Source organism: Hellea balneolensis DSM 19091, from assembly GCF_000428525.1.
GTDB classification, from domain to species: Bacteria; Pseudomonadota; Alphaproteobacteria; order Caulobacterales; family Maricaulaceae; genus Hellea; species Hellea balneolensis.
This window is the reverse complement of record NZ_AUAC01000004.1, coordinates 58,252-73,334: the sequence shown is the minus strand read 5'-3', so window position 1 is coordinate 73,334 and position 15,083 is coordinate 58,252. Positions and strand designations below refer to the sequence as shown.

Here is a 15,083-nt window from a genome sequence, read left to right as displayed (position 1 = left end):
AAAAATCAACTTGAATGTTCATGAGGGCCGCACAAGAATGGGCAGAGTCTAAGGTATTGATATTATGACAAACGCTTTTGCAAATTGGTTTAATGGACAAGAAGGTTGCATCGTTATAGGTGAGATTGGTGTAAATCATAATGGTTCGCTGGAACTCGCTAAAAAAATGATAGATGTCGCCGTCGAATCTGGCGCAGATGCCGTGAAATTCCAAACCTTTTCAGCTGAAAAACTTGCGACTCGTACGGCAGAAAAAGCCGCTTATCAAAAAAGGAATGACGGCGAAGTTGGAAGTCAGATTGAGATGCTTAAACGCTTGGAACTTTCCAAGGCGGACCTGCAGGCTTGCCAAAAATACTGTAGAAAAGTTGGAATGGTATTTTTGTCTACTCCCTTTGATGAAGAAGCTGCCGATTTGCTCGAAGAGGTTGGAGTTGAAGGGTATAAAGTCTCATCAGGTGACTTAACCAACCTACCTCTTTTGGCGCATATGGCGGGTAAGGGGAAGCCTATGATAATATCGACAGGCATGGCAAATCTGGCTGAGACCGAGGAAGCCGTTACGACAGTAAGGGAAAATGGTAACCCGCCGCTCGCGATTTTACATTGTGTCAGTAATTACCCGGCTGCGCCTAAAGAGGCAAACTTGCGAGCTATGGATACATTATCAGCCGCCTTTAATGTCCCGGTTGGATGGTCAGATCACACATTGGGTGATGCCATTGCTTTGGCGTCAATCGCGCGAGGCGCAAAAATTCTGGAAAAGCACTATACGCTAGATGTGAATATGCCGGGACCTGACCATAAGGCGTCACTGGAGCCAACTGAATTTGCGGATCTCATTCGTAAATTACGTGATGTCGAAGCCGCACTCGGCGATGGGGTTAAACGTCCGCAGCCATCGGAATTTGACACGGCGAAAGTCGCGCGGCGTTCCATCGTTTCATCACGTGATATTTCTGCGGGAACCATCATTGAGGACAAGGATTTGATTTGTAAGCGTCCGGGGACAGGTCTTGCGCCGCGACTAATTCCGCTAATTGTGGGCCGTATAGCCAAAGCCGATATTCCCGCCGATAGCGTTATTCATATGGATGATTTGGGCTGATGGCCACAGAGCCCAATAAACCTTGGGACGTTGTTGTGTTGACAACAAGCCGGGCTGATTTTTCAATTTACCAGCCAGTATTGAGGGCACTTGAGGCTCACCCGGATATACAGGTATCGTTACTTGTTACGGGCATGCATATGTCCGAGGATTTTGGTTATACCTTTACAGAAGTCGAAAAAAGCGGTTGGCCTATTGCAGCGCATTTTGAATGTCTGGTGCCTGGTGACACGGCTAAAGATATTGGACTGAGCATGGGACGGGCCACGCAAGGTATGGCCAATGCTCTTGAGGCTATTGAGGCGGATATATTAGTCGTTCTCGGCGATCGTTTTGAAATGGCCGCAGCAGCTTTGGCAGCTGTCCCCCGCGGTCTTCCTATTTGTCACCTTCATGGCGGCGAGGAAACCGAAGGGGCCATGGATAACGTATTGCGCCATATGCTCACTAAAATTTCACATCTGCATTGTTGCGCTACTGAATTAGCCGCATCCCGCATCCGCCAAATGGGGGAACCGCCTGATCGGGTGATTGTTAGCGGGGCTCCAGCTCTGGATAATATCGCCGTCGTGCCAAGGCTTTCCCGACGTGAACTTGCTCAGCAATTTGGCCTGCCTGAAAGCGGGGACTTTGCCCTCATCACCTATCATCCAGTAACACTTGATCTGGCCGCGACAGAGACGGAAATTGCGGCACTTTTTGAGGTGATAAAAGAAACAGATATTCATTGTGTCTTTACCGCGGCTAATGCCGACACTGCGGGCCGCGCCTTGAACGCCAAGATCGAAAAATTCGTCGCCGAGAATGAGGGCCAAATGTTAATTGGTCATATGGGCGCAAAAGGTTATTACTCGGCTATGGAACATGCAGCCATGATGATTGGGAATAGTTCAAGCGGCATTTTGGAAGCTGCTAGTTTTGGTTTGCCTGTAGTTAATATTGGGGATCGTCAGAAGGGGCGTGAAGTCTCTCCGAATATTATCACAGCTAAAGGAACGCCTAAAAACCTTATTGCCGCTATAACCAAAGCCAGGACAGCTGACTTTAAAGCGCTTTGTGCGAAACGCGAAAATATATATGGCGATGGACACGCGGCTGATAAGATTGTGGGCGCAATAGCCCGATTTTTAAAAGCGGGGCATGGTCCGCGTAAAGTTTTTCACGAGGTCATCTCATGAGCGGCGTAGCGATTATAGGGGCCGGAGGTCACGGGCGTGTTGTGGCCTCCGTGTTACAAGCGGCCAATAGAGAAGCTGCTGGCTTTATAGATAGCGGCGCGCCCGCAGATTTACCTCTGCCGCTCCTGGGTCAAGATAAAGATATTCCAAAGCTTATAGAAGACGGTGTAATCGATAGTTTTATTATCGGGCTGGGCAGTGTTAAAGGCGGAGCTTCGCTTCGCGCAAAGTTATTTGACGGCTTGATTGAGCAGGGCCTTACACCTGCTGTCGCAATACATCCTATGGCAATGCTCTCGCACGGAGTAAAAATAGGGGCAGGGAGTGTTCTAATGGCTGGCGCAATTATAAACACAGGAACATCTATCGGCCGCAACTGTATCGTGAATACTGGCGCGATTATTGACCATGATGGCGATATCAAAGATCACGTTCATATCGCGCCGGGCGTGATATGTTCTGGCAATGTTACGGTTGGTCAGCATAGTTTGCTAGGCGTAGGGTCAACAGTAAAACAAGGCGTCACAATAGGTGCAAATGTAACGATTGGCGCAGGCTCCGTTGTTCTAAGTGATATCACAAGCGGCGCCACAGCTTATGGGAATCCAGCTAAGATACCTTAGAGAAATCCGTTTTTAACAATTTTAGATAATCGTTTAAGTGAGTTAGGTTTTACCATGTGCGGATTTTTGTGTAGGTAAGGAAATGGCGGAAGCGTTTCATCCTTTCCTTCAACTTTATTCAAAATTAAATTTAATTGGTCTTCAAAATCTTCCAAAGTGTTTGCGGCCACAGCCAAGCCCATTTTTGATAATGTCAAAGCCGGCATAGGGGCTGAGCTTGGTAATGTTATCACCGGAACTTTAAAAGCCGGAGCCATTAGACACACATTGGAAAAATAACTGACTAATATATCTGTTACGGCGATGACTTTGGCAAAACTGACATTGCGCAAAACCGTAAAACGCGTTTTGTCCCCAAATTCTGACATTAAGTACTCACTTATATGTCCCAATAAGCTTTCCGATTGTGAAGGATGGAGTTTAACGCAAAGGTGAAGGTTTTTCTGCACTTTCAATGTCTTGGCGATTGTTTGAATAGCAGCCTCAATTTCACTTTCTGGTAGAGGTTGGGCTGCAAAAGTTATCGTGCGTGGTTTATCTGATCCGAGCAAAGCTTTGCGGGTAGTCTTTCTATCATAAGATTTGGCTTTTTTTATGTCCTCATCAAGATTGATAGCGCCGATAATATGGACGCTTTCGCTTGATTGACCCCAATCCCGCACATAGCGGTCTTTTGCGTAGCTATCTATGACTGTGCTTGAACGTGCCATGGGGGCTTTATAACGGGCCATTTCCGAGACAAATAAAACCTGTATATCTAGGCTGGGGAGGCCTGCTGTTTCAAAAGCTCTGGCAAGACAGCGTATATTTCCGTGGCGCCCAGGCAGTAAAAGAAGCTGTGCATTTTTCACATCTTTTAGTTTTTGAACCATGAGTCGGTAGAGAATAACATTGCCGATAAGAGCCCCTATATTTTGCTCAAGGGCGATACTTACAATTTCTTTCATCTCGCTGGCAGGGAAGGCTCCAATGCTTTGTCCGTCCAATGTCATTCGGCTACCGGCTTGAACAAAATGTGAAAGCAGAGCTCGTTCCCCGCTATCTGCGCTGTGTAGGGCATTATAAAGACAGGGCGTGAGACTGGCTTTAGAGAGGTTTCTGATACCTTTAGGCGCGGCGAAATCAAATGTTGTAACTCGCGCTATGTTCATGAGTTCATGCGAAGCTAGCTTATGTGCCAGTTCGTAACTTTTTGACCGGGTATTTGTTGCGATATAGATATGTTTCTGACCGTCAGCGGTTATCGGAGGAAGGGCGCCTAGCAATCGTTTCTTTGTTGATTTCATAAAGGTGTTCAAACCCGTCGTCATTTCTTGACTCGTGGGCTCTAAAAGCCACTCATCTTGACTGTCTTCATCACTTAACACGCCTGAGCCTTGTCCTAAGATATATACAGGGTTTAAGCCCATTAAGGCTAATGTGCGCGGTAAGGCATTGGAAGGGCCGCAAAAATAGACAGGGACCTCAGGTCCTTGCATTTCAATTGAGCGCAAAGCCGCGTAGAAACGCTGTATCGGGCGGTAAATTATGTCCGAAATATCGAGAGCTAAATCTTCGTCCAAGACTTTGGGAATAAAGCGTCTTATTGAAGGTGAGGCCAATGCCGCGTTGATAAATTGTTGCCCTAAATCATCACAGGCTTTGGAGATAAAGGCATCCCCGCGAGAATAAGGGGCCGCGTGGTGGTCTTTGGGGTCATAAAATTTTATTGATATGCGAGGGCCTAAAATTGAGTGTAGATCTGCAGTAATAAGGCTTCTATCGCAAGGCATTTGAGGCATGACAATGATTTCGTCAAAACCTTTTAATATGTCCAAACCTGCTTTGACTAATCTTCCGAGAGGAAGACATAATATGGCTGTCCCGTCTTTTTTTAAAGCTGTTGTATCTCTGGTTTCTGAAATAGAAAAGCGTTCTGATCGCCCTTTCTTAGGATGATAAATAAGCCGAGAATATTCCATAGAAAATCGCGGTAAGACCGGTTGTGTGAGACGCTGTAAGACGGTTGCTTCATAAGGCAGGCTATATTTTGGCATACGGCCCAGGCTATGCAAAACGCGATTTTGCAGACGTTCAGATGCAATATCAATTTCGTTCTGAGAGAGATATTTAAGAAAGGTGGACCTCTGTGGGTCGCAATAGAGTGTTTGGGCCATACGTTTTACCGAGACAGGCATAGAAAACCTCTCAGAATATTTTTCAAAGAGACGTGTTTTTGTTTTCAAGGGTAGCCGAGAGGATTGAAAGACCTTCAATAAAGCAAAAGCGTAAGCGGTCTTGATACGGGCATGGTCATTGGCGTAAAGAGGCAGGCGTCGGCGCAGCTCGAACAAGGTGTTAAGGGCAAAATAATAGATGTAATCGAAAATAATCACACCAAACGTTATCGCAATCTTTCTAGGACGTCAGTTGAAATATGCAGAAATTAAATGACTTATTCTTCAGTTGGTACTTGCTGTAATTCAGGTTGCAGAGTTTCTTGAGAAGAAGGGTAGGTAAATTCTGTGCGATAACGCCAACCGTTAAAACGGCTTTCGGCACGATTAGCTGTAATTTGAACAAGTACACAGGCATGGTCTTGCTCAAATGTATGGCTGACTTCATAGCGTTTTGCATTGGAGGAGAGATTGAATATTTTATTCACAGACTCAACTGGGGTCGCCGCTGAGCAGGAACGAACGATTTGGGCTCGCATGGGCACATCTTCATCTGCCCAAAACCATCCACTGAAAGTTACAGTCATCCCAGCTTTTATAGGTGTATCTCTATAAATTTTCTGAAGCCGTGCACCCGCTTTTTCAACGATGATAATGTCCGCGCTTTTAGTTTTGTCTAGCGCCTCGGTCGCCGCATCTGCCACGGTAATACCTTTCCGTGGGTTCCAGCTTTCAAAATCTGTGGTGCCATTAACGTCCGCCGTGGTGATATCAAATTTCTCTATGACTTCAGGTTTATAACGCCCTTCACCTTGCAGGCATTTGTCCAAAGCGGGATCGAGGTCTTTGACGAAAGCTTTTGCCCAGCGTTCAGATGTAGGGCGATCAAGATGGCTTTTATCGTAAGTTCTAAGATCATCAAAAGGTGTATAAACAGGCAGTGCACCCAGTTCATTAGCAATTGAATTTTGCAATATGGGTTCTGAGGATGGCGAGTTGACTATGTAAAGAATGTGGCAAGAGTTTTTGAAGTTTGAGTTTCCTAAAAATTCTCGTCCATTTGGTAAGACACGACCCATACGTAAATCAGGTGGGTTTTGTTCTATGCGTGGTGCAAACAGAACGTTCTTTTCAGGTTCAGCGACAAGTTCCCATTTGAAACGTCCTGTTACTGCAGAGCGCCATCCAGCACCCGTACGTCCGCTACAGTAGTAATTTTTCATAAATTTTATATTTCCACCGCATATCCATTTTTGCAAACTTTGTGCTGCGTGGAAAAAATCAAAACGTGTTTTATATTTGTCAGGAAAATAGACCAAGTCCCCAAAGGCTGCGCCGACGACATTTGAATATAAAATCTCCGTATTCGTCATTACGATTTTAGGCTTCAGTCCAAGTTTTTCGACTGTGTGTTGAGCTGAGGCATAACTCGCGCCTTCAACAGCAAAGATAACATAGGTTAAACCTTTGCTTTTGAAATAGTTATCAATCGCGTCTGTGGAAAATGATCTCATTGTACGGCTATTACCAAAAACAATAACATCCGCAGTTTTTGCATTTTTAACTGCGTTTTTTTGCGATCCTAAATAGATGGACCCAAATGCATAGCGATCAACTTTAATACCCGCACAGGACGTCATAAAATCACCGCGGGCATAACCTTCGGGGTTACATTTGCGTATTTTCCAAAAATCGGTGAAATAGCTGTCAAATTTTATAATTGATACAGCTCCCGCGATTAGGAAGACACAGAGAAAAGCCAGCATTTTCCAGCCAGGCTTTTGCGTATAGCTAATTGTGTTATCGACAGAATGCTCGCTCATTAGAAAGCCCAATATAAGAATTCAGTTGTTGGAGATAAATAGAAGACAGCGATTGCGGCAATTACGGCCATGACAGCCGTCCAGACCAGGTTTGGTTTATAACTGATTGTGATAACGCCGAATGCTTTTGCTGGGCCATGCTCTTCATAGGTCGCGCGAACATTTCCGAATATCTGTGCCATATTCGGCATGCCAAGCGCGATTAAGAAGCCCGCGAAAAGAAAAACCCAAAACTTAATATCTAATGTGGCTATATCCGCCCCTATATCGCCGACGCCTCTAAAGCCAAACATCGAAGATAAGATAGACAAGTTCCCGCCAAGCGTAACAGCGCGGAAGCCAACCCAGGCGGCGACGACAGCGACAAAGGTTATCAACCAACCGACAATTTTCCATGCCGTCGTTCTTTGCATTTTGCCTAATAGAGCGACTTTCTTAGTCACCATATTCCAAGCATGGTTGATGACGAGATAAACCCCATGAAGCGTACCCCAAATAACAAAATTCCAGCTTGCGCCATGCCATAATCCGCCAAGGACCATTGTGGCTAATAGGTTAAACCAACGACGCGCTTTGCCTTTGCGATTACCACCCATAGCGATGTAGAGGTAATCTCTGAGGAACGTGGAGAGCGTTATGTGCCAGCGGCGCCAAAATTCTATTATATTTGTGGACTTGTATGGGGAGAAAAAGTTTGTCGGCAATTTGACGCCAAACATGCGGCCCAATCCAATCGCCATGGTCGAATAGCCCGCAAAATCAAAATATATCTGGAAAGTGTAAGAGAGAGAGCCTTTCCAAGCCATCAAAAAGCTAACGGCATCACCTTGATCAGCGGCTACAAAAACAGGTGTGGCATAGCCTGCAAATGTATCGGCCAATATCTTTTTTGAAAATAAGCCCAGACCAAAAATACTCGCGCCGATCAGAATGTTTTCCCATTTAATACGCCCAAATGCCTCTGACGCGAATTGCTTGATAATCTGTCCATGATGGACAATGGGGCCAGCAATAAGCTGCGGGAAAAAGGCTACAAACAGCGCGTAAGACAAGAAATCCCGTTCTTTGATTTTACCGCTATAAGTATCCGTATTGTAGGCCACTTGCTGGAAAGTATAAAATGAGATGCCAATAGGGAGGGCGATCTTCTTGAAATCAAATTCAGCACCTGAAAGCGCTGAAATATTTTCCAAAAAGAAATTTGTATATTTAAAATAGGCTAGCAGTGCCAAATTGAGAACCACGCCTAAGACAGTCATCCAATAACGTCTTCGGCCTTCCGCACTAAAGATTAGGCCTGTTAGGAGGTAGTTTATAACGATAGAGCCGCCAATTAAAGCTAAAAGGCGTATGTCATGATAGGCGTAGAAAAAGAGAGAGGCGGCCACCAATATTGCAGAGGCCCCGCGGACGCCGGCGAAACGGCGAGCGAGCCCTGTGAGCAATAGCGTCAAGGGCACAAACAGAAAGATGAATGTGTAAGAATTAAATAGCATTTACAGCGATATCCTCTGGCCCGTTTGACTGTGTTTTAAGCATATCTATGGCTATTACTAGACAATAATATCAGCTGCATTCTCGCCATTATCATCAGCAATGCCTTGCGGCGTGAGAGGTGTTTGCATTCTTTCTAAAATTATATCCCGTTTCTCGGTAAATTCATGTGCATTGCAAATTAGTGAAAAGTCTGACGCGCTGCGACTAATTAACTGAAAGCGGGGGGGAAGCACAAGACGGCGCGGGACAGATCGGTAAACAATTATGATCGGTTTGTCACCGGCGGCGCCAAATATAGTGCGCAGATCAAGTCGGTCTAAATCGCGCAAAAGGGCTCCGTCTATAAGAAAACCTGTGTCTTGTTTGGCAGCCCCGAAGGAGAGCGTTAAAAAAAGCTTCGCTGGATTCGACAGGCTATCTGATGCACCCTCGCTAAAGGATTGTAATTCGCTTTTTACCGTATCACTGAGTTTTAACTCATGTTCTGTGGCTGCATCCAATATAGCTGTAATACGCGATTTTTCGGCTGTGAAATCTGCCGTTACGATTTGTAAAGAGCTCTGTAATTTTAGGGCGGCTGCGATAGTGCTGACATCTGACCAATCGCTCTTTTTGGCTTGGAACACCGCCGCTCGAACCGGTCTCTCCAGACTGCCTTTGAGTTTTCCGGCAAGGTGCGGTGTATCTTGACCGCCGTGTAAGTCGAGTAAGGGCCGAAAAAACGGCTCATAAGATGACACCATCATAATGGCTTGCGAGAGATTGGAGATATAGCCAGTGATAAAGCGGAACAATATGAGAAGAATTAGAAGACTTGAGAGCTTAAGAAGAAGCGTATTCCCGCCGCCGAAGAATAAAAATACGGCTAATGCGATCACAACAAGTGCCATCATGAGATCAGTTATAGATTGACTATAGGCGCTCATGCGCTGTCTTTTTACAAAAGCTCCCAGAAATCCGACTTCTCCGGGTCGGTCAGCTTTAATGAGCTCTTTCGGCTGTGATTCTGTGATGAAGGGGTCAGAACTGACACGTGTCACAAAATCTGCTTCTTCTTTGCTTTTGAGCTTAGCTGAATTTTGAATGTCTTGTGATGTACGGGCAGCCCATAAGATTAGGTAAATATTCAGCGGTAGAACAAGTAAAGCTGCCATCCCCAAAAAAGCTGCCGCAATCGGAACTGTAATGAATGAAATCACAAAAACGGATATAAGTAGAAGCGCTGGCTGAATCAGGTTCATGACGCGGATATAGCTCAGGCTGAGATAGCGGCAGTCGCGGCTGAGATATTGGAGGTAGGAACTACGGTCAAAACCGCGTCCGCTTTTAACAGCGCTGACCAGACGTTGGCGCGTATCGTTTAAAAGGTCTTCATAAAATTGACGCCCAATGCGGGTTACTATTAATTTATGTCCAATTCCGGCTAATATTGATAACACCAACATTATACCTGCAAGGATCGCGTAAATCAGTTGGTTGTTGCCCGCCGATTTAGACAAATCGATATTGACTGGTCCATAGGATAGTAAACCTTCGGCGTCATAGGCTCGGGCTGCCCCAACAAGAAGAAGAACAGCAAAAATTTGAATAGCCGTCGTCAAAAACCCCGTTAGAAATATAAAAGCCGCCCGTGCTTTGTGACGCCACAAGCCGGCGCCCAGAATATGCCGCCAAGCGCGCTTAAGATAAGCGCGGTTCTCTTTAGAGGTGGTGGACATTCCAGCGGGGTTTGGACTTAAACGTTATGTGAACTGAGCACAGCCTCACGCGCCGCCGCGATGTCAGGTTGGCTGTAAAAGCGAGTTAAAAGCTTATCTTTTTCGCGCGCGGCCATGCGTGTTAGCATGTTTGCTTTGCGCTTATAAGCCATGCGGCGCAGTAATGTGTCTGTCTGAATGTTTGGTGTCTGATGCCGGTTAAAATGCTCACCCATGGGTCCTTTCAGATTCTGCATGCCTGCGGGTAGCGGGATGTCATCTTTAAAGGGGAACTCGGTTGCAAAACAGCCGATACGTGAAATCATCCAACGCTTATCTGTCACGTTTGGCGCGCGGCCGTGCCATGTATCATTCAAGAAGAAGTATATATCGCCCATTTGACCTGCAATCTCGACCTTTTTTTGGTTCGCTTTCTTTGCAACCCGCTGATTTAGTTTCGCATCTGCGACATACTCAGGCGGAAGTGTTAAGAGCTGACGGTTTCCGAGGTGGTGTTTGCGCGTCATATTTTTCTCAGGTCCCAACATAAGGTCCCATCTCGGATCACGCGTATCCCAATGTGTTCCAGGAATTACGGCTGTACCTCCGCCTCCATTCTCGGGCATATCATCAAAGAAGATACCAAATGTAAACTCGCCCAATGTGTCGCGGTGCCATACATGTGGTAGCTGGAAATTATCGACCCAATCATTCTCGCCTGAGCTTCTGCGAATAAGGTCAATGCGCATGCGGAAATTATCGCCGGCTAAGTCTCTGATGAAGTCTTTCATAACAGATGATGAAAACATATCATTGGTAAGTTCAAGATAACCCGGGGATTGGAGACTCGGGAACCAAATTGTATGCATTAATTTCGTGTAAATCGAACGAAATTCTACACTGGAGTCTACGGCTGGACCGTCGGACTTTTTGCGGCGGGCTTCATCTTTGTCCAGAATGACTTTTAATTCAGCACGTGCTTTTTCAACCGCTTCACGCTTGAAAAAATTTTTAATTAAAAAGTAGCCGTCTTTTTCGACAATGTCGATAAAGTTACTTGGGCCATCATAGCATACTGTGCTCATAATCTTCTCCGTCTCGCGGTTACCGCTCATAACATAATCTCATTTATCGCGGCAAGTCTGCCGTGATCTAGGTCTCGCGAGCGGTCCTAAACCGCTCTACGTCTTCTTGTACTGTTTTCATCACCCTTGCCGCATTTTGACCGCGTAAGAAATGGTCGTTTTCCTCCGCAAAATTATCGGCAATGACTTGCATAGCTTCGCGGTCTTTGGGATCTTTAAGAAACTTCTTGATTTTATTGGTAAGCGTTCGCTTAGTACTTACAACATAGCCTATATCCTTCTCGTACAAGAAAATACGGGCTTTCAGGTCTGTTTTTGGTTTAAATGTAATAACAGGTTTTTTAAGCAAAAGGGCATCAAGGCCGATATTGGAGAAGCTCTGCACAACAAGGTCTGCTTGATTTAACAACGCCACAGCATCGCCTTTATGGAAAACATAGATATTATCTTTGACGCCATTATCAGCGGCAATTTGTGTATAACGCTCGACATTAGCCGGGCTCTCATGCGGATGAAGCTTTACTGTAATGTAAATGTCTTTGCGATCTTTGGTTGCCTGACAAATTGACTCCAGCATTAATTTTGAATTGTCGTAATTGGCACTTTGAGAGAAGAAGACAATATGCGTTTTCCCACGGGGTGCGGCGTAGTCACTATTAGGTTCCTGTTTCAAACGCTCGCTATATTCAAACAATGGTCCTGCAGTGCGGAGCTGTTCTTTTTCCATACCAAAAAAGCTCTGATAAATGTCTTTATACCAAGGATCATACAGATAGGCGTAATCTGCAACGATAGGCCGGTATCGAGGATGGTTCGTATTGGCTAGGATTAAGAAGTCATAGACTGGAACGCCTGCCGCTTTCGCACAATAAGCCGCTGAGCGAGAAATCATATGTTGGTTAGGTCCTGTAAAGACATAGTCAGGAAGACCTTCTGCAAAACGCGCCCTGAAATAGCTCATGGCATCCATTATTTGAGGGAGCCGTTGCGTGAGGACGGCTTGGACACGTTCGAGGACCATGGTCTTATAAACTGGCAGGTAAGGACTCTTAAAGTCGTCGAAACTACCGCGAAGGGTTTGAACAAATGGCGTAACCCAAGGGCGAGCATCAGGCGTGCGCGGACGTAATACTTTGTGTCTTAACTCATATCCTGTTTCATAAGGCGCAAAGCCGCCCTCCAAAATATGGTCATTTAGCTGTGTATTTGCCGCTGAAGTGAAAAGCTCAACATGACTATGAGCAAGACCCTCTCGGACCAAGGCTTGATAGCTATCAAAATATCCATTGATATGTTCCAAAGTCATAACAGAATAGGGGCCTGGCTTAACCATTTGCATAGACTTGCCGTGGAAACTCATAGTTTCTGAGACCCAGCTACCCATGGCAGAAGTCCAATCATCTGATATTTCAATGGGTTTGGATGAAGCTTTAGGTCTTGTTGTTTTTGCTGAGGCCCGCATGGTTGTAAGGGCGCTGAAAAATTCCGGACTTCTGTGTGACCCTAGGGACAGATAGACATTTTCACGTCCTACAGCATCTATGGCAGGCGCGATCATATTGCCTAATATTTGCCCAGTTTTTGTCAGTAAAATAACGCCGTCATAATCCGAAGCTGTTTCAATCAATTTTTCGCAAATACGGGCTGAAACGGCGTCACGGTACAATGCAAAGAAAATTGTAGCGTGTGTGACTTCCACAGCATCAACATAACGTTCGGACACTCCGGCTGACCTCAGAGCAGCCCGGGCTTGATTGAGGTAATGTTTCGTAAGCTTATCGACTTCTTGGCCGATTTCCATGTCCTCAGCGGAATACATCGGAATAAAATCCTCTGCCTGCACCAAAGCCGCATTAGGGGGGAACTTCACTGCATCTGTCGGAGCCACAGGGCCGCAAAGGTCTTTATCTGTAATGCCTTCAACTTGTCGCAGCGCTTGAACACGTGCACCCATTTCAACCAAACAAAGATATTTTTTATCAGAAGAAATATTGCGAAGCTGCGATGCTTCATCGGCATGTTTCGAGGGTGAAAGAATGGCATCCAAAGAATGGATACCCGAGTTGAAGAAACTATCACGTAAATTTATAATGAACCTTGGAGGAATTCCAGCTTGACCCTCCAATGTCGTTACAAAGAAATCAAAATTGACCCTATTGCCGATATGGGCGGCAGCGTGAGCATATGCGACTAAAGCTGATGTCGGGCAGTCATCCCAATCGACCCAAAGCCGAATTTTATCTAATATTTCCTCGAGCCGCGTGATCATAAATGTATCAAAAGAGACGGAGCGATCCGTAATACGGTTATAGGCTGTGCCCGAATATGAGGCCGTTAAAACCTCGGAAGCAAATGAGAATTCTGTATCATCAGAGAGCGCGTCCTCAAGCGCGGTCCAACATGCGAGGGGAGAGCGGGCCTGTTCACCCTCATAAGCTGGGTAGAGATGTTTCAAACTTGCCGCGAGGGCTGATTGCGCTTGCTCTTTTTGTGTCCTGTTGCGTATGGCTTTCGGAATTAGGAGTTCATTCTCAATTTTTTGGCTTGCCAGCGTATGACTGAATGGTTTTTGTAAAAGCGCCATTACAGCACCAGCCTTGGTCATCATTTGAGGAGATAAGGCTTCGAAATTTTCAGCTTTATTTATAAAATCTGCTGCATCTTCAAAGGCGCGTTCTCGTAAGCTTGTGGCAAATTGCAGATCTGTCTTCTTGGCGGGGTTAAACCAACCTTGCTGCTGCAAGACGGACTCACTGTTAGGAACTGCCCGCGTGCGAGCCACTTTTATTGCTGGGCTTGCAGGTTTCAGTGCCATGGCTTGGACTGAGTTTGACTTATGTTTTTGGCCAGAATTTAGTTTTTTAAATACGTCCCACTCGGCTTTTTGTTGGGCGCCTGGTTCCGTAAGTTGCGGGACATGGCGCTGACTACGGACGGCGATGGCTTCATTTATATTGGCGGTTGCCATTAGCTTTGCAAATGACTCGTCATGCGCCGCGCTACGGCGGAAAAGAGAACTAACAAGAACGCGCTGATTAAACGCCATATTGTTGAGACGCTCTTGTGATAAAATATGACGTAAAGCGGGGCGTTTCAGGAGGGCAGTGATTTTAGCTGTATCAGTGCTGCCCGCATAGAACGTTTCATATTGGCTTAGTAAGGAGTCAATTCTAGAAGATTGAGGCGCGAGCCCGGAAAGTTGGCTAATCTTACAGCGAGTGATCCACGCTTTAATCGCAGGTGACGCTAGTCCGAGGACAGAAAACAAAAATAATGGTATGGAGAGTAAAACGAGTGTTAATCCTGAGAAAAAACCATCAATCCCTCTGAAAATTGCGTTTACGGCTTTTTGGACAGTTCCGCCAATTGTGCTGAGAGTTTTATTGAGTTTCAGCCAAACAGCTGTGACGCCGCCAATAGAACGGACGGGCACAATAAAGACAGAGTCTGGAAGTGAGTCTTGGTCAACGTTTTCAAGCGTAGAGAGTTTATCAACGAGAGCTGGGCGATTACGATAAGACAGCCAAACGTTCTCTCCTTGGTATATGCGGCGGAAGAGCGATGTTACAGGGACGCGCTCTTTAATCGGAAGATATTCAAACCAATTTGCCGCCAATAGGTCAACTAAGATACCGTTGCCGGCAATAAAGTTTTGAAACCGCTCTAAATGTTCAGCCGATGATGCGAAATAGCGTTCAAAATCTATATAAGGCTTTGCCGATAGGGGCCCACGCCATTGCCGGGTTTGCATTTCAATGAAGAGAAATCGCCCCGCCAAACGCCAAAGGGGATTTGAACCCGCTTTGGTTGAAAAGCGTGTCAAAAACCACACAAAGGCTCGGTTGATAAACGACAAAAGGACGAGCCGAAAACTCGTCCGTTGTGTCTTATCCATATCGGAAGAGGTCACAAAATT

9 protein-coding genes are annotated in these 15,083 nt (G+C 45.8%); 3 read left to right on the top strand and 6 right to left on the bottom strand.

The window, feature by feature from the left end:
- Positions 1-64: 64 nt before the first annotated feature.
- Genes neuB through F569_RS0110865 form a run of 3 tightly spaced genes read left to right on the top strand, consistent with a single transcriptional unit; the run spans position 65 to position 2,909 of the window.
- Positions 65-1,108 carry an N-acetylneuraminate synthase gene (gene neuB, locus F569_RS17630; RefSeq protein WP_051279802.1) on the top strand — a complete coding sequence of 348 codons (1,044 nt, stop codon included), beginning with the start codon at positions 65-67 and terminating at the stop codon, positions 1,106-1,108.
- Positions 1,108-2,286 (top strand): UDP-N-acetylglucosamine 2-epimerase, encoded by a 1,179-nt coding sequence (gene neuC, locus F569_RS17625; RefSeq protein WP_051279801.1) that lies wholly within the window; start codon positions 1,108-1,110, stop codon positions 2,284-2,286. Before neuB ends, neuC begins: the two co-directional genes overlap by 1 nt.
- Positions 2,283-2,909, top strand: coding sequence for an acetyltransferase (locus F569_RS0110865; protein ID WP_026942231.1), 627 nt, complete (start codon positions 2,283-2,285; stop codon positions 2,907-2,909). The genes neuC and F569_RS0110865 overlap by 4 nt, the downstream gene beginning before the upstream one ends.
- On the opposite strand, the gene F569_RS0110860 is transcribed toward F569_RS0110865, so the two are convergent.
- From F569_RS0110860 to F569_RS0110835, 6 genes are all read right to left on the bottom strand, one after another.
- Complete coding sequence (locus F569_RS0110860; RefSeq protein WP_026942230.1) at positions 2,906-5,284, bottom strand: glycosyltransferase family protein; 2,379 nt, start codon at positions 5,282-5,284, stop codon at positions 2,906-2,908. The two genes, F569_RS0110865 and F569_RS0110860, sit on opposite strands and share 4 nt — an antisense overlap.
- 59 nt (positions 5,285-5,343) lie before the next feature.
- Positions 5,344-6,888, bottom strand: a complete 1,545-nt coding sequence (locus F569_RS0110855) for a hypothetical protein (RefSeq protein WP_026942229.1) — start codon at positions 6,886-6,888, stop codon at positions 5,344-5,346.
- Positions 6,888-8,384, bottom strand: a complete 1,497-nt coding sequence (locus tag F569_RS0110850; RefSeq protein WP_026942228.1) for an MBOAT family O-acyltransferase — start codon at positions 8,382-8,384, stop codon at positions 6,888-6,890. Before F569_RS0110850 ends, F569_RS0110855 begins: the two co-directional genes overlap by 1 nt.
- A gap of 57 nt (positions 8,385-8,441) precedes the next feature.
- A complete protein-coding gene (locus tag F569_RS0110845) occupies positions 8,442-10,103 on the bottom strand; it encodes an ABC transporter ATP-binding protein (RefSeq protein WP_026942227.1) in 1,662 nt (553 codons plus the stop codon).
- A gap of 17 nt (positions 10,104-10,120) precedes the next feature.
- Positions 10,121-11,167, bottom strand: a complete 1,047-nt coding sequence (locus F569_RS0110840; RefSeq protein WP_162143772.1) for a phytanoyl-CoA dioxygenase family protein — start codon at positions 11,165-11,167, stop codon at positions 10,121-10,123.
- 67 nt (positions 11,168-11,234) lie between these two features.
- On the bottom strand, positions 11,235-14,990 hold the full coding sequence (locus F569_RS0110835; protein WP_162143771.1) for a CDP-glycerol glycerophosphotransferase family protein: 3,756 nt from the start codon (positions 14,988-14,990) through the stop codon (positions 11,235-11,237).
- Positions 14,991-15,083: the final 93 nt, after the last annotated feature.

Coding starts and splice junctions, on each gene's coding strand:
- neuB (WP_051279802.1), top strand. CDS start 65: ATGACAAACGCTTTTGCAAATTGGTTTAATGGACAAGAAGGTTGCATC.
- F569_RS0110845 (WP_026942227.1), bottom strand. CDS start 10,103: ATGTCCACCACCTCTAAAGAGAACCGCGCTTATCTTAAGCGCGCTTGG.
- F569_RS0110865 (WP_026942231.1), top strand. CDS start 2,283: ATGAGCGGCGTAGCGATTATAGGGGCCGGAGGTCACGGGCGTGTTGTG.
- F569_RS0110840 (WP_162143772.1), bottom strand. CDS start 11,167: ATGAGCACAGTATGCTATGATGGCCCAAGTAACTTTATCGACATTGTC.
- neuC (WP_051279801.1), top strand. CDS start 1,108: ATGGCCACAGAGCCCAATAAACCTTGGGACGTTGTTGTGTTGACAACA.
- F569_RS0110850 (WP_026942228.1), bottom strand. CDS start 8,384: ATGCTATTTAATTCTTACACATTCATCTTTCTGTTTGTGCCCTTGACG.
- F569_RS0110855 (WP_026942229.1), bottom strand. CDS start 6,888: ATGAGCGAGCATTCTGTCGATAACACAATTAGCTATACGCAAAAGCCT.